Below are 14,643 nucleotides of genomic sequence, written 5' to 3' on the forward strand. Positions count from 1 at the left end.
AGCAGTGTCACGGTCGGGATGGTCAGCGGCGCAGCTCGGCCAGCTCGAAGGTCACGTCGAGGGGTTCGGCGACGGTCACCCGTTCCCCGTGGGTCCACGTGCCGGTCTCGGTATAGACATCATCACCCCGCTGGAGGGCGTAGGCGGTGAGTACCAGTCGCGGCTCGGTCTCGATCCTCCAGTAGCCCCCGATGCCGGCCGCGGCGTACTGAGCGGGCTTGAGGACGCGATCGGTCGTGACCGAGCTCGGGGAGACGATCTCGACGGCCAGGACGATGTCCTGCGGTGTCAAGGCCGGCCCGTCCCACAGGTCGACACCCGGTGCGACGACCAGCACATCGGGCTGGCGACTGTTGTGCGGATCGACGATCACATCGCTCGCCGCGACCACCCGCCCGGCGAATCCCAGCCGGTCGAGCAACGCCACCAGCCGCGCGGACACCAGTTGATGACGAGGAGTGGGAGCGGAACTCACGACGAACTTCCCGTCGACCAGCTCCACCGGCACCGTCGACTCCGGAAGATCGTCGACCGTCCACGGCCCCGGACCTGCGGGCAGCACCACCGACATCGCGCACCTCCTCGTCTCCTGGCCAGTATCCCACGCGTGAACCCCACGCAACCAGCTTCGGAGGACCCGGGAGACCTGTCCATCGCCCGTCGCGCCACCTGTGGACAACGCCTTCGTCCCGCGGGCAGGGTGGGAGCCATGCGGGCTCCCGTTCTCCGGCGACGGGCGGCGGCGGTGATCGTCGCCGCCGTCACGGTGGGCGTGTTCTCAGGGTGCTGCGCGGCGATCGCCTATGCGGGCGAGGTCCGCATCGAGGCCCCTGCTGGGACCTTCGACGAGGTGACGGAGATTCGTCTCCGCCTCTGCCCACCGGGGTGTGAGGAGCCAGCGTCGGTGGAGCTGCATCGCGTCGCACGCGACTCCTTCATCGACGCCGAATGCCGTGATCCCACGAAATGCCAGGCGCATCGCCTCGATCGCGAGGGGTCGATCGCGCTATCGATCGTGGCCACGGAGCACGAGCCGCTGGACTACGAGATAGCGCTGATCCATACCGACGGCACCCGGCGCACCGAGGCGGGAACCGCCGCCAGCGAGAAGCGGACGATAGGTTTCCCGTGTCCCCAGCGAGTCACCGATGCGGTGATCGACCTCGCCTGACTCTGTCGCTGCCGCGGATTCTGTGGACAACACCTTCGCCCCGCGGGCAGGGTGGAACCCATGCCTTCGCTCCGATTCCGGCGTCTCACCGTGTCGACGGCGCTCGTCGTGACGGCGCTCGTCTCCGGCTCGGGCTGCATCGGCTGCGCATGGACCGGTCATACCGGCGAGGTCCGCATCGAGACGACGACAGGAGCATTCGCCGGGGTGCTCGCCATCCGGGTGGAGTTGCGCGATGACGACGATGACGAGCCCCAGGTGTTCGATCTGCGCCGCGTGGCCGCAGGCACCTTCGTGCCGGCCTCCTGCGAGGACCCGACCGAGTGCGAGGACTACCGGGTTCGCGAGGATGGATCTCTCCCGATCCCCACGGACGGGTACCGGACTCTGACCTACGAGCTGGAGCTCGTCGACGTCGACGGCACCGACCGCACCCAGTCCGGCACCACGCGCCGTGAGGAACGGACCCTCGGTGATTTCCCTTGCCGCGAGCAGGTCACCGATGCGGTGATCGAGCTGGCCTGACCCTGGATCATCCACAGCCGGCAGGTGTCGCCGAGTTCATCCACAGCCGGTCGCATCGCCCTTCCACCTCGTCGGCGGGCCTGCCTAGTGTCGGCCTCAGTACTGGTGCCGAGGCCGACGTGTCGGTCAGAATGAGGAGATGAGCGCTGTGAACGACCCCCAGGTATGGACCCTCATCGGCGTCTTCACCACGATCATGCTCGGTGCCATGACCCTCATGACCGTCCAGATCAACCGCACCATCGCCGCGTCCATCAACGGCCTGCGTGGCGAGATGATCGGCCGGATCGACGGTGTCCACCACCGCATCGACGGCCTACACGGCGAGATGAACGCCCGCTTCGACACCATGGACACCAAGTTCGAGCACCTCGACCGCGACGTCACCGCCCTCAGCCGGCACATCTGGAGAGACACCACCGGCGATTGACACGCGATCAGGCCCGCCCGAAGCGCGCCTCAGGTCGCAGCAGGGCCGGGACCTCGCCGTCCAGCACGGTAGCCGCCAGCTCCCGGCCGAGGGCGGGAGCGTGCTTGAACAGATTGTGTCCCGCGAGGAACGCGATGTCCCCGGCGGTCCAGACCGCGACGCCATCATCGCCCCAGGGAAGACGGGTCGCCCAGCAGTGCACGTAACCGACCGGATCGGGATCGAGGCCGGGAAGGGCCCGCTTCACGTAAGCGATCACCCGCTCGACATGCGCCGCGAGACCGTCCGGGGCCAGCATCGCGCCGTCCTCGGCCGTCGGCACGTCCTCGGCGAGACCCACGCCGTAGGCCGAGCGATCCGGATAGGCGGCCGCGTAGACGCCCGCCTCCCCGAAGGCACCGCTCGTGTCCTGAAGGGTCGCGAGCGATCCGACGGGCGAGCGCGGCGCGAACGAGACCCGTACGTGAGCGCGAGTCTCCACCGGCAGCGAGAGCCCCGCACCGCGGGCCAGCGCCTGCGTGCCCCGCCCTGCTGCCACGACGGCGGCATCGTGGCTCCGGCAGCCGTTCGCGGTGCGCACCTCCGCCCCTCCGCCGGCCAGCGGACGCACGCTCAGCACCACATCGCCCACCAAACCGTCACCCACCGCGGACGTCAGCGACGAGATCACCCGGATGGTGTCGATCGATCCACCGGACCTGTCCGCCAGACCAGGACCCTCGTAGGCCGCGAGCACGGGAAGCCGTTCTGCAAGGATTCTCGCGTCCGCGACCGATGCCTCGATGCCCTCGCGCTCGGCCAAGGCGGAGAGCATCGAGGGTGCGCCGGGGCCCAGCGCGAGAGCACCGTCCGCAGCGATCAACGGCGCCCCGAACTCGTCCTCCCAGCGCCGCCACGCCTTTCGAGACTCCACCGCATAGTCGATCATGCGCGGGTCGGCGTGGGCATGCCGGAAGATGCGCGAGGAACCGGCCGACTGGCCGTGTCCCGGCCGCCCCGACTCGTAGACCGTGACCGACGCACCGCGCCGTCGTAGCTCGTGGGCGGCGGCGAGGCCGACGATCCCGGCCCCGATCACCGCAATATCGGGTGAACCCATGCCCCGACGTTAACCGCTCCGCCGTTACTTCGGCGTCAGGGCGTCATCCTGTCCAGAGCTTCGTGCGCCGAGCGCACGCAGGCCTCGGCGAGTGCTCGGCGATCCTCCCGGGACACCGGCACCTCCAGGACACGGACACCGCGAGCCTCCTGTGTCAGCGCGGCCGGCAGCGCGGCGGCGCTGACACGCTCGTAAGCGATGCCGTACCCGGCGCACAGCTCCGCGATACGGGCGCCGGTCGGGGTGGCGTAGACACGTTCGAAGGCGACGGCGTAGTCCGCGGAGCCTTGTTCGAGGGTCGCGAAGATGCTGCCCCCGTCGTCGGAGACCACCACGATCGTCAGGTCCGGGCGGGGCTCAGCCGGACCGATCAACAACCCGTTGCTGCCGTGCAGGAAGGTGAGGTCGCCGACCACCCCCAGTGCCTTCCGGTCCGGCCGCGCGAGCGCTGCACCGATCGCAGTGGACAGGGCGCCATCGATACCCGCCAGGCCGCGATTCGCGAGCACCCGACGGGGCGGCCGGGCTGGATCGCCGACGAGGTCCAGGTCGCGTACCGGATTGGAGGAGCCGATGAACAGCAGTCCGTCGGCGGCCGCGCTCCACGCCGCCTGGGCGATATCGAAGACCTCGGCGGAGGGGAGACCGGCGCGGACTCTCCTGTCGGCCTCCTGCCATGCGTCCAGCCAGTCGTCGGCCGGTCGTCCGATCGTCTCGACGGACTCGACGAAGGTCACTCGTTCGCCCGCGGGGACCGGGAAGGTCGACTGATCGCCGACATGCACGATGTCCACATCCGAGCGGCTCAGCAGAGCCGTCACGGATCGCGAGAGCGTCGCGTGCCCGAAGGACACCACCCGCTCGATGCGCGGAGCGAAGTGGTCGAGCAGGAGTCGATACGTCGCGATGGCCGATTCCCCACGCCGCGCTCCGGAGCTGGGATCGGCCAGGAGCGGCCAGCCACCGCTCTCGGCGAGAAGCGCTGCGCCGTCGCCGGCCCCGTCGCCGGCGAGGACGACCGTCCGGGGCCCGGGATCCACCACCGTGACCGCCGGCGCGGGTGTCTCGACGCTCCGGCGGAGGGTGGTGAACCGCCATTGCATCGGCTCGATGAGCGGTTGGTCGAGCTCGAGGTTGAGATGACAGGGTCCATCCTCGCCCCAGCCGACGGCCAGTTCGGCGACTCCCTCGACGAACCGGATGTGGGGGAAGATCCGACGCTGGTCGGTGGTCTGATTGGCTCCGGTGCCTCGCAGACGGCCGGGGCGATCGGCTGTCACCGCGAGGACGGGCGCACTCGCGTGGAGCGCCTCCAGTAACGCCGGGTGCAGATTGGCGACCGCCGTTCCCGAGGTCGTGACCACCGGTACCGGGAGTCCGGTCGCCTTCGCCAGCCCGAGCGCGAGGAACCCGGCCTCGCGCTCGTCGACACGCACGTGCAGCCGAAGGAGGCCCTGCTCATCGGCAGCGTGCAGCGCCAGCGCGAGAGGCCCCGAACGTGAGCCGGGAGCCAGAACGGCCTCCGTCGTGCCGCGGGCGAGCAGCTCGTCCACGAGATCACGCGCGATGTCGACCGCTCGCGGCGATGTCATTCCTCGAGCTCCTCGCGCACGGCCTCGAGACGCAGCTGCCACCGTTCGTCGATGTCCTCGGGCGCGGCGACGCGGGCGAAGGCTCGCTCGTCGAGTTCGGGTCGGATGACCGGCAGGCAGCCGTCGACCGGGTGCAACGGTTCCGTCACGACGTCACCGGCCAGCAGCGAGGTCGTGGCGAGACCGCAGGCGAAAGGCAGGTCCGGTAGCGCGGCCGCGAGCGCGATCCCCGCCGCCAGTCCGATGGAGGTCTCGACGGCGCTGGACACCACGACAGGCATGTCGATCTGCTCGGCGATCCGATAGCAGGCGTGGATGCCGCCGAGCGGCTGCACCTTCAGGACGGCGATATCCGCGGCCTCCAGGTCGCGGACGCGGAACGGGTCGCCGGATCGGCGGATCGACTCGTCCGCGGCGATCGGGACCTCGACCTTCTTGCGCACCTCGGCGAGCTCCTTGGCGGTGGCGCAGGGCTGCTCGACGTACTCGAGTCCGCGCGCCGCCTTGTCGAGCTTGCGGATCGCCTTGACCGCTTCGCCCACCTCCCAGCCGCCGTTGGCGTCGATGCGCAGGTGGCCGCCGAGTGGCAGCGCGTCGCGCACCGCCTCCACTCGGGCGATGTCGTCGGCCAGGCACTGGCCCCCTTCGGCGACCTTGACCTTCGCGGTCCGGCAGGTGCTGCCGAGCACGATGCGGGCCGCGTGGTCGGGGTCGACGGCCGGCACGGTGATGTTGACGGGCACCCGGTCGCGGACCCGATCGGGCCAGGGACGATTGGCCGAGTCGAGCGCCGCCTGGTACCAGGGGACGCACTCCACGGCGCTGTAGTCGAGGAACGGACTGAACTCCGCCCAGCCGACCTCACCGCGCACGACCATCCCCTCGCGGCGGTTCACTCCGCGAAAGGTCGTCGGCATGGTGATCGTGAAGGTCCGAAACTGCACCCGACGACCATAGCGAGTTCCCGCTACGGTGATAGACATGGCTGCCATTGCGATCGTCGGAGGTCACGGAAAGATCTCCCGCCACCTGATTCCCTTGCTCGTCGATGCCGGGCACACGCCGGTCGCGCTGATCCGCGACCCACAACAGGCCGATGACCTGACCCCGCTGGGCGCGCGCTCGCGCCTGCTCGACATCGAGAATGCCGAGACCGATGACTTCGCGCAGGCCTTCGAGGGCTGCGCGGCGGTCGTGTTCGCCGCCGGCGGCGGCCCCGACGGCAATATCGAGCGCAAGAAGAGTGTCGATCTGGGCGGGTCGCTGAAGTCGATCGAGGCCGCGCAGAAGGTCGGCATCGATCGATTCCTCCAGGTCTCCGCCATCGGCATCGACGAGGACCCGCCGGAGGACTCCGGCGATGTCTGGAAGGCCTACGTCCAGGCCAAGCGCGACGCCGATGCCGCGCTGCGGGCGAGCTCGCTGCGCTGGACCATCATCCGACCCGGTGCCCTCACCGATGACGAGCCGACCGGGCGCGTGCTCCTGGGCCCGCAGGTCGAGCGGGGTGAGATCCCCCGCGCCGACGTGGCCGCTGTGCTCGCCGCCGTGCTCGACGACAACCGCACCTCGGGTCGTCAGTGGGAACTGGTGAGCGGGCCGGGCTCGATCCACGAGGCGGTCACCGCGGCCCTCTCCAGCTGAGCGCCCGCCAGGCCCCTCAGGACGCGGCGTCCTGAGGGGCCGGACGGCGGACGAAGAGGCACACCACGATCAGCACCAGCGACAGCGCACCGGCCACCCGGAAGGCCGCGACGACACCGTCGGCGACCGCCTGGGGATCCTCCAGGCCGCCCGAATCTCCGCCGGTCGCCACGACCGACATGATCGAGACCAGCATCGCGGCTCCCGCCGCGCCGGCGACCTGCTGGAACGTGCCCAGCGTCGCCGACCCGTGCGAGTAGAGCGGAGCCGGCACAGATCCCAGTCCGCTGGTCATGACCGGCGTGAAGGTGGCGGCCAGACCGACGTTGATCGCGATCTGGGAGACCATCAGCCACCACATCGGGGTGTCGACGCCGACCGTCGTCAGCATCCAGATGCCGATGGCGACCAGGATCGTGCCGGGCAGGGTGAGCGGTCGCGGTCCGTAGGCGTCGTAGAGACGTCCGACGATCGGACCCGCCAAGCCCATCAGGATGCCGCCGGGCAGCGTGAGCAGGCCCGTCTGCGCGGCGCTGAGGCCGAGGGACTGCTGCGCGAAGTACGGCACCAGGATGATGGCGCCCATGAGGGTCGCGAAGCCCACCGTCATCGCGATCATCGCGATGGTGAACTGGCTGGAGCCGAAGACTCGCAGATCGAGGAGGGCGCGGTTCTCGCGAGAGACCGCGATCTGCCGCACGACGAAGGCGATCACCGCGATGACGCCGACGGTCAGCGCGAGCCACACGGGCACGGGTCCGCCGCCGGAGGACTTGCCGAGTGCCGAGAGCCCGTAGACGACGCCACCGAAACCGACGATCGCGAGCGGGATCGAGAGCAGGTCGACCCGCTTGTCCGAGCGCTCGCCGACCTCCACGACATAGCGGGCACCGAGCACGAGCGCGAGCACGGCGATCGGCGCCACCAGGCCGAAGATCCAGCGCCAGCCGAAGTGATCGAGGATCACGCCCGACACCGTCGGGCCGAGCGCGGGCGCGACGGAGATGACGATGGTGATGTTGCCCATCATGACGCCGCGGCGCTCGACCGGGACGATCGTGAGGATCGTCGTCATCAGCAACGGCATCATGATCGCGGTGCCGGAGGCCTGGATCACCCGCGCCACCAGCAGCACCGCGAACCCGGGCGCGAAGAAGGCGACCACGGTGCCGGCGGTGAAGAGTCCCATCGCGGTGATGAACAGCGTCCGGGTGCCGATCCGCTCGATGAGGAATCCGGTGAGCGGGATGATGACGCCCATCGTCAGCAGGAAGGCCGTCGTCAGCCACTGCCCGACGCTCGGCTCGACCCCGAGATCCTCCTGCAGGACCGGCAGGGCGACGCTCATGACGGTCTCGTTGAGGATCACCACGAAGCTCGCGACCAGCAGCACGCCGATGAGGATCAGGTGCTCGCGGGCGAGCTTGGGGGCGGCCTGGGAGGCGGGCGCGGACATCGAGGAACCCCGTTCAACTGGATGGGAGACGAAAGAAGCCGGCGCAAGGCCGACCTTCCTACGATACTCCCCCGGTCAAGCGCCTCGGGCGGCGATCTCCTTCACGGCCAGCCGGTCGAGCTTGCCCCCGGGCAGCAGCGGCAGGGCTTCGACGATCACGCGCTCACGCGGCGCCCAGGACCGTGGATGCCCGGCCGCCTCGACGGCATCGCGCAGCTCCTGGAGCCCCGCCGACCCCACCACGACCGCGACGACCTTCGTGCCCCACTCGTCATCGGGGACCCCGGTCACGACGACATCCACGACACCGGAAACGCCTCGCACTGCCTCGGTGACCGCGGGAAGCGGGACGTTGACACCACCGGACACGACGATCTCATCGGCTCTACCGATGATCCGCAGGCGGCCGTCGGTGATCTCACCGAGGTCGGCGGTGGTGAACCACTCACCGACGCGCCTCGCGTCGCCGTAGCCGTCGAAGAGCATCGGCCCGGCGAGTTCCACGCGGCCGTCGGAGGAGATCCGCATCCGGGCTCCTTCGAGCGGGACGCCGTCGTAGACGCACCCGCCGGCCGTCTCGCTCATGCCGTAGGTGCGCACGATGCGGATGCCGAGCGTGTCCGCGCGGCGCACCAGATCGGCCGGCGCGGCAGCACCTCCGAGCAGGACGGCATCGAGGCCGGCGAGCGCCGCCGCCTCATCGGAGGCGAGCAGACGGAACAGCTGAGTGGGCACGAACGAGGCGTAGCGTCGTCCCCCGGTCATGGCCTCGATCGCGAGCGGGATCGACGCGTGGTCCTCGGCGATCACCGGTTCCTGGCCGGCGAGGATCGAGCGGACGAGCACCTGCAGTCCGCCCACGGCGGTCGGCGGCAATGCGCTGATCCACTGACCTGGGCCGCCCAGGCGCTCCAGACTGGCACGGGCCGAAGCGACGACCGCCGCGTGTGAAAGCGTCACGTCCTTCGGGGTTCCCGTGCTCCCGGAGGTCCGCACCACGATCGAGTCGCCGCCATCGCGCACCCACTCGGCCAACAGCGGATAGATCTCACGGGTCGTGCCGGACACGGGGCGCAGGGAGGCGTTCATCCCGACCCAGCCTAGGACCCACCCAGCAGCGGTAGCCCAGCAACGTTTCGCGGCTTCCAGCGGTACGTCCTCAACCTCATGAACCCGGCGTGACGTTGACCGCCTACCTCCACGCTCGAGGTGCCGTTGATGAGCTACCGCCGCCAGGCACGGGATACCTGGCGGCCGGTGGCCCGCACAGTGGCAGACTCTGGCGGGTGAGTTCCTCCCCCAGCACCGTCCAGTTGTGGATCGAAGGCGCGCGTCCCCGGACGCTGCCCGCAGCCGTCGCGCCGGTCCTCGCCGGCACCGGAGTCGCGGTCCACGCCGACGGCTTCGTGTGGTGGAAGGCGCTCCTGGCGCTGGGCGTGAGCCTGGCCCTGCAGATCGGCGTCAACTACGCGAACGACTACTCCGACGGCGTCCGCGGCACCGACGCCGAGCGCGTGGGCCCGTTGCGACTGGTCGGATCCGGACACGTCGCGCCGGGCAAGGTCAAGGCGGCAGCGCTCGGCTTCCTGGCGCTCGGCGGCGTCCTCGGCATCGCCCTCGCTGCCACGACCACCTGGTGGCTGCTGCTCGTCGGCGCCGCGGCCATCGCCGCCGCGTGGACGTACACCGGCGGCTCGAATCCCTATGGTTACCGCGCGCTCGGCGAGGTCAGCGTCTTCCTGTTCTTCGGTCTCGTCGCGGTCATCGGCACCGCCTATGTGCAGACCGAGCAGATCGATCAGGCGAGCACCGCCGCGGCCATCGGCATCGGAGCGCTCGCCTGCGCGATCCTGGTCGCCAACAATCTGCGCGACATCCCCACCGACCGGGAGGTCGGCAAGCGCACCCTCGCCGTCGTCCTCGGCGACCGCGGGTCGCGGCGCTTCTACACGCTGCTGATCGTCATCGCGGCTGCCGCCGCCGTGTGGTGCGCGGCGGTGACGACGTGGTGGGCGCTCCTCGCGTTCGCCAGCGCACCGCTGGCCGCCCGCGCGGTGCGGGTGATCGGCTCGGGGGCCACCGGACGCGAGCTGATCGCTGTTCTACGCGACTCCGGCCTGCTCGAACTCGTCTACGCCATCGGCCTGGCCGCGGGCCTGGTCATCGGCTCGCTCTGACGCCTGGGCGCGGTCGGCGGTAGCCTGTCAACCCCATACCGGCCCCATAATGTTCATGGCCTACCGCCACCGCGGGCGTAAGGTTGATGGCCTACCGCCACCGCGGGCGAGGGCTCACGGCAGCGTGAGCGTGCCGGTCGCCGTGTAGCTGTCCAGTGCTGCGGCGTAGGGGGCGGTGTCGATATCGCGATCGGCGAGCCAGACATCGTCGAAATAGGTATGCGTGTACCGCTCCCCGCCGTCGCAGAGCAGGGTCACGATCGAGCCGGTCTCCCCCGCGGCTCGCATCCTCTCGGCGATCTGCAGCGCCGCCCACACGTTCGTGCCGGTCGATCCGCCCACCAGACGGCCGAGGCGAGCGGACACCCACCGCGTCGTGGCGATCGAGGCCGCATCGGGCACTCGCATCATGTCGTCGACGACCCCGCCGACGAAGGACGGCTCGACGCGCATCCGTCCGATCCCCTCGATACGGCCCGGCACACCCGTGACGACATCGGATGAGTCGGTGTCCCAGCCCTCCAGGAAGGCCGAGTTCTCCGGATCGGCGACCAGCAGCCGGGTGGCGTGGCGGCGGTAGCGGATGAAGCGGCCGATCGTGGCCGAGGTTCCGCCCGTGCCCGCGCTGACCACGACCCAGGACGGGATCGGATGGGGTTCGGCGGCCATCTGCGCGTAGATCGACTCGGCGATGTTGTTGTTGCCGCGCCAGTCGGTGGCACGCTCGGCATAGGTGAACTGGTCCATATAGTGCCCGTCGCACTCGCGCGCGAGCCGGCGCGCCTCGTCGTAGACCGTCGAAGGGTCGTCGACGAGATGGCAGCGGCCGCCCTCGAACTCGATCAGGGCGATCTTCTCGGTGCTCGTGGTGGCCGGCATGACCGCGACGAAGGGCAGCCCGATGAGCCGCGCGAAGTGCGCCTCGCTGACGGCCGTCGAGCCGCTGGACGCCTCGATGATCGTCGAGTCCGGGCGCAGCCAGCCGTTGCACAGCGCGTAGAGGAAGAGCGAGCGGGCGAGCCGGTGCTTCAGGCTGCCCGTGGGATGGACGGACTCATCCTTGAGGTAGAGGTCGATGCCGGGCGTCGGGAGCGCGAAGGTGTGCAGATGCGTGTCCGCGCTGCGGTTCGCATCGGCCTCGACCCGGCCGATCGCGGTGTCGATCCAGTCGCGCAGCTCAGTCGACGTCTTCGGCACGCCGCGACTCCTCGATGCGCTGGTTGATCGACGACGCCCGCGACTCCAACCGGGCCGCGAGGGCGTCGCGCAGCGGAGCCAGCGCGAACAGTGAGATGACCGAGGAGACCACCAGCGCGACGATGAGCACCCACAGATTGAGGAATGTCAATCCGTCGATCCACAGGCTCGCGATGAGCCAGGTCGCCAGGTAGCAGCTGATGAAGACGCCGAGGCGCGCGAAGGTGTACAACCAGAATGCCTTCATGGCCCGAACTCTACGGGGGTCCGAGTAGTCTCGGGTCCATGGGCAAGGCGCTGCTGGTCGTGGTCGGGGTCGTTCTGCTGGTCTACGCGCTCTTCGACCTGCTGGCCGCCCCGAAGGCTCGCGTCCAGCACCTGCCCAAGCTCGCCTGGGTGGCCGTGATCGTGCTGCTCCCGTACGCCGGAGCCCTGCTCTGGATCTTCTTCGGCCAGGCCCGCCAGCGTCCCTCGTCCGGACCCCGCAACTGGCGCCCCCGTGGACCCCGCGGTCCCGACGACGACCCGGACTACCTCCGCGGCCTCTGAGCCTCCCCTGTCGGACGACTTTCGCCGGGGTGTAGCCCCTGAGAAGGCTCTCCAGGGCCACACCCCGGCACACGTCGGTCCCAGACCGGTCCTGGGAGTATCCCGGGGCCGATCTCACCGAGCGAGAAGATCAGCCGAAGCCGCCACGATGTGGCCGGTTGTGGCCCGTTCGACCGTCGCCCAACGGGCCACAACCGGCCACATCTCGGAGGGGGCGCGGAGGACCTACTTGGCGTAGGAGTGCAGGCCGGAGCCGAAGAGGTTGACGCCGTAGTAGCTGAACAGGAAGGTCACGAAGCCGATGAGGCAGAAGTAGGCCGCGCGGCGTCCCTTCCAGCCAGCGGTCGCCCGGGCGTGCAGGTAGCCGGCGTAGACCACCCAGGTGATGAACGCCCACACCTCCTTGGGGTCCCAGCCCCAGTAACGTCCCCAGGCGTAGTGCGCCCAGATGGGCCCGGCGATGAGCGCGCCGAAGGTCCACAACGGGAAGGCCATCGCGTTGACCCGGTAGGCGATCTTGTCCATCACGGCCGCCGCCGGGAAGCGCCGGAGCACCGGGCCGACCGTGCCCTTCGCCTCGGCCCTCGCGCGGATGAGGTACAGCACCGAGGCTGCGGCACCGACCAGGAAGAAGGCTCCGGCAAGCACCACGGCACCGACGTGGATGATGAACCAGTGCGAGTCCAGGGCGGGCACCAGCGGGCCGGCCGGGACATAGGTCGACAGCGACATGCCGAGCACCACCAGGCCGAAGGCCACCACGATGCCGCCGGCCCACTGCACCTGGTACTTCCACACCAGCACGAGATAGATGACCAGCGCGATCGTGATGCCCATCAGACCGAACTCGTACATATTGCCCCAGGGCACCCGCTCGGCCGCCAGCCCGCGAGTGACGACGCTGACGATCATGAGCGCCGTCGCGAGGACGGTCAGCACGAGACCGATCCTGGAGAAGCGATCCGTCACCGGCTCGACATCGGACTCCTCGGCGACCGGGGAGGCTGCGCCGGCGGAGCCCGCCATAGCCGGAGCATTCGCCTCGACCTTGCGGGCGAACGCCCACTCGGCGACATAGGCCAGGAGGGCGAGCCCCAGCACGCAGGTGGCGGCGACGGTCGTGTAGTTCGAGATCTGGGCGAATTGCTCTACGGTCATGTCCGGTTCTCCTGTGCGGATGTCGTCTCACCGAGCTCCTCGCGCAGGCTGGCGAGGAACTCGTCGAGATCGTCCGGTAGCTCGTCACGCGGCACGCGGTCGAGCGCGGCGACGTCCACCACTGTAAGCGACCGGCCGTCATCGCCGGTCGTGACCTTCGCCCTGATCCAGGTCCGGCGAGGACGGACCATGAGCGAGGCGATGAGCCCGACCACCCCGACGCTCACGCCCACCAGGGGCAGCATCACCCCGGGTGTCGACGCGATCTGGAAGCGGGCGAAGCGGCGGAGCTCGACGAACTCGATCGTGCCGCCACCGGGCAGCGCCTGCGACTGTCCCGGGCTCAGGCTGATGTTGAGCGGCTCGCCGGCCTCGTCGAGGACCTCCTGCATGCCGTCCTTCTCCAGGACGTACACCGACTGCGGCTCGCCGTCGTCGAGGCCGAGATCGCCGGTCCACATGCGCAGCCCGATCAGCGGGTTGACCGCTCCCGGGTAGATCGTCTCGGAGGCCTGGCCCTCCCCCGTCGACACGGCAGTGGGCAGGAAGAAGCCCTGGAAGCCCAGTTGCGTGGGCTGCGCATCGGGTACCTTGATGACGCCGGAGGACCGGTAGCTCCCGTCCTCGGGCAGGAACACCACGGCGTCCTCGAAGACCACCTCGCCGTCGGCATCGGTCACCCGGACGACCGGGGCGTACCCCTGCCCGGGCAAGAACACCTCGCCGCCGTCGAGCGACAGCGGGTGGTTGACGAAGATCTCGTAGGGCGTGGGCTCGTCACCGGGGCGCTCGGTGTACGTGACATCGGCGCGGAACATCTTGGGAGCGCCGTACTGCGGCTGCTCGGGGTCGGCGTGGAACTCCGCGATCATCCGGTCGAGCCGGAAGCTGAAGGGCGGGAGATCCTCGGGGTCGAACAGCGGGCCGGAATCGAACTCGTTGTATTGGCTGAGCGTGTTGGAGAAGCCATTGCCCTCCGTGACGATCACCGAGCCGCGATAGCCCCAGAGGGCGCCGATCGCGACCCCGATCAGCACGACCACGATGCTGACGTGGAAGACGAGATTGCCGAGCTCGCGGAGGAAGCCCTTCTCGGCTCGCAGTTCGCTGCCCGCATCGTCGTCGACGACATCGATCCGGGCCCGGCCGAGCACGGACCGGCCGGCCTGCATGACCTCGTCGACCGAGGCCGTCGTGGTGAAGCTGCCCGATGCCGGCATCCGCGCGAAGTTACGGGGTGCGCGAGGGGGGCGCGACCGCAACGCTCGCGCGTACACGCCGATGCGCGGGATGATGCAGCCGACGAGCGAGATCATCAGCAGCAGATAGATCGCGCTGAACCACGGCGAGGAGTAGACCGAGAACATCCCGATCGCGTCGAGGATCGGCGCGAGGGTCGGATGATCGGTGAAGAAGATCTGCACGGCCCGGGCGTCGACGCCTCGCTGCGGGATGAAGGATCCGGGGATCGCCGCGACGGCCAGCAGCAGGAGGAGGAACAGGGCCGTGCGCATCGACGTGAGCTGACGCCACATCCACCGCAGGAACTCCCGGGGGGCCAGCTCCGACGCCCGCTGCTGCCGCTTCGCACGCTCGCTCATACGACCACCTGCCAGAAAGAACGACGATAGACAGGTCCCGGCAT

Annotated in this window: 16 protein-coding genes; 6 read left to right on the forward strand and 10 right to left on the reverse strand. The window is 69.6% G+C overall.

Annotated elements, in window-relative coordinates; all coding sequences use genetic code 11:
- Positions 1–22: 22 nt before the first annotated feature.
- Positions 23–571, reverse strand: coding sequence for a Uma2 family endonuclease (locus JL108_RS02275; protein ID WP_205196699.1), 549 nt, complete (start codon positions 569–571; stop codon positions 23–25).
- 138 nt (positions 572–709) lie between these two features.
- Here JL108_RS02275 and JL108_RS02280 point away from each other — a divergent pair, with 138 nt between their 5' ends.
- The 3 genes from JL108_RS02280 (at position 710) to JL108_RS02290 (ending at position 2,126) form a co-directional block, all read left to right on the forward strand.
- The gene (locus tag JL108_RS02280) at positions 710–1,171 is read left to right on the forward strand and encodes a hypothetical protein (RefSeq protein ID WP_205196700.1); all 462 of its coding nucleotides are present in this window, start codon (positions 710–712) and stop codon (positions 1,169–1,171) included.
- Positions 1,172–1,231: 60 nt separating this feature from the next.
- On the forward strand, positions 1,232–1,696 hold the full coding sequence (locus JL108_RS02285; RefSeq protein ID WP_205196701.1) for a hypothetical protein: 465 nt from the start codon (positions 1,232–1,234) through the stop codon (positions 1,694–1,696).
- A gap of 139 nt (positions 1,697–1,835) precedes the next feature.
- Positions 1,836–2,126: a hypothetical protein gene (locus JL108_RS02290; RefSeq protein WP_205196702.1), complete on the forward strand. Its 291-nt coding sequence runs from the start codon at positions 1,836–1,838 to the stop codon at positions 2,124–2,126.
- A gap of 7 nt (positions 2,127–2,133) precedes the next feature.
- On the opposite strand, the gene JL108_RS02295 is transcribed toward JL108_RS02290, so the two are convergent.
- The 3 genes from JL108_RS02295 to JL108_RS02305 are packed head-to-tail and all read right to left on the reverse strand — an operon-like array spanning position 2,134 to position 5,761.
- Complete coding sequence (locus tag JL108_RS02295) at positions 2,134–3,225, reverse strand: FAD-binding oxidoreductase (protein WP_205196703.1); 1,092 nt, start codon at positions 3,223–3,225, stop codon at positions 2,134–2,136.
- A gap of 35 nt (positions 3,226–3,260) precedes the next feature.
- Positions 3,261–4,817, reverse strand: a complete 1,557-nt coding sequence (gene menD / locus JL108_RS02300) for a 2-succinyl-5-enolpyruvyl-6-hydroxy-3-cyclohexene-1-carboxylate synthase (protein WP_205196704.1) — start codon at positions 4,815–4,817, stop codon at positions 3,261–3,263.
- The gene (locus tag JL108_RS02305) at positions 4,814–5,761 is read right to left on the reverse strand and encodes an o-succinylbenzoate synthase (RefSeq protein ID WP_143911240.1); all 948 of its coding nucleotides are present in this window, start codon (positions 5,759–5,761) and stop codon (positions 4,814–4,816) included. Before JL108_RS02305 ends, menD begins: the two co-directional genes overlap by 4 nt.
- 37 nt (positions 5,762–5,798) lie before the next feature.
- Here JL108_RS02305 and JL108_RS02310 point away from each other — a divergent pair, with 37 nt between their 5' ends.
- Positions 5,799–6,461 (forward strand): SDR family oxidoreductase, encoded by a 663-nt coding sequence (locus JL108_RS02310; RefSeq protein WP_205196705.1) that lies wholly within the window; start codon positions 5,799–5,801, stop codon positions 6,459–6,461.
- A 16-nt stretch (positions 6,462–6,477) separates the two neighbouring features.
- On the opposite strand, the gene JL108_RS02315 is transcribed toward JL108_RS02310, so the two are convergent.
- Positions 6,478–7,917 (reverse strand): MDR family MFS transporter, encoded by a 1,440-nt coding sequence (locus tag JL108_RS02315; protein WP_205196706.1) that lies wholly within the window; start codon positions 7,915–7,917, stop codon positions 6,478–6,480.
- 75 nt (positions 7,918–7,992) lie between these two features.
- On the reverse strand, positions 7,993–9,006 hold the full coding sequence (locus JL108_RS02320; RefSeq protein WP_205196707.1) for an AMP-binding protein: 1,014 nt from the start codon (positions 9,004–9,006) through the stop codon (positions 7,993–7,995).
- Between the two features lie 197 nt (positions 9,007–9,203).
- On the opposite strand from JL108_RS02320, the gene JL108_RS02325 reads away from it, so the two are divergent.
- Positions 9,204–10,094 carry a 1,4-dihydroxy-2-naphthoate polyprenyltransferase gene (locus JL108_RS02325; protein WP_205196708.1) on the forward strand — a complete coding sequence of 297 codons (891 nt, stop codon included), beginning with the start codon at positions 9,204–9,206 and terminating at the stop codon, positions 10,092–10,094.
- Between the two features lie 114 nt (positions 10,095–10,208).
- Here JL108_RS02325 and JL108_RS02330 read toward each other — a convergent pair whose 3' ends face one another.
- Both JL108_RS02330 and JL108_RS02335 read right to left on the reverse strand, forming a co-directional pair.
- Positions 10,209–11,291: a PLP-dependent cysteine synthase family protein gene (locus JL108_RS02330; RefSeq protein WP_205196709.1), complete on the reverse strand. Its 1,083-nt coding sequence runs from the start codon at positions 11,289–11,291 to the stop codon at positions 10,209–10,211.
- Complete coding sequence (locus JL108_RS02335) at positions 11,272–11,538, reverse strand: DUF4229 domain-containing protein (protein WP_143911234.1); 267 nt, start codon at positions 11,536–11,538, stop codon at positions 11,272–11,274. The genes JL108_RS02330 and JL108_RS02335 overlap by 20 nt, the downstream gene beginning before the upstream one ends.
- Positions 11,539–11,576: 38 nt before the next feature.
- Here JL108_RS02335 and JL108_RS02340 point away from each other — a divergent pair, with 38 nt between their 5' ends.
- Positions 11,577–11,840, forward strand: a complete 264-nt coding sequence (locus JL108_RS02340) for a PLD nuclease N-terminal domain-containing protein (protein ID WP_143911233.1) — start codon at positions 11,577–11,579, stop codon at positions 11,838–11,840.
- A 225-nt stretch (positions 11,841–12,065) separates the two neighbouring features.
- Here JL108_RS02340 and ccsB read toward each other — a convergent pair whose 3' ends face one another.
- On the reverse strand, positions 12,066–12,998 hold the full coding sequence (ccsB, locus tag JL108_RS02345; RefSeq protein ID WP_205196712.1) for a c-type cytochrome biogenesis protein CcsB: 933 nt from the start codon (positions 12,996–12,998) through the stop codon (positions 12,066–12,068).
- Positions 12,995–14,599, reverse strand: coding sequence for a cytochrome c biogenesis protein ResB (locus JL108_RS02350; RefSeq protein ID WP_205196713.1), 1,605 nt, complete (start codon positions 14,597–14,599; stop codon positions 12,995–12,997). The genes ccsB and JL108_RS02350 overlap by 4 nt, the downstream gene beginning before the upstream one ends.
- Positions 14,600–14,643: the final 44 nt, after the last annotated feature.

The organism is Aeromicrobium sp. YIM 150415, from assembly GCF_016918125.1.
Lineage (GTDB): Bacteria > Actinomycetota > Actinomycetes > Propionibacteriales > Nocardioidaceae > Aeromicrobium > Aeromicrobium piscarium.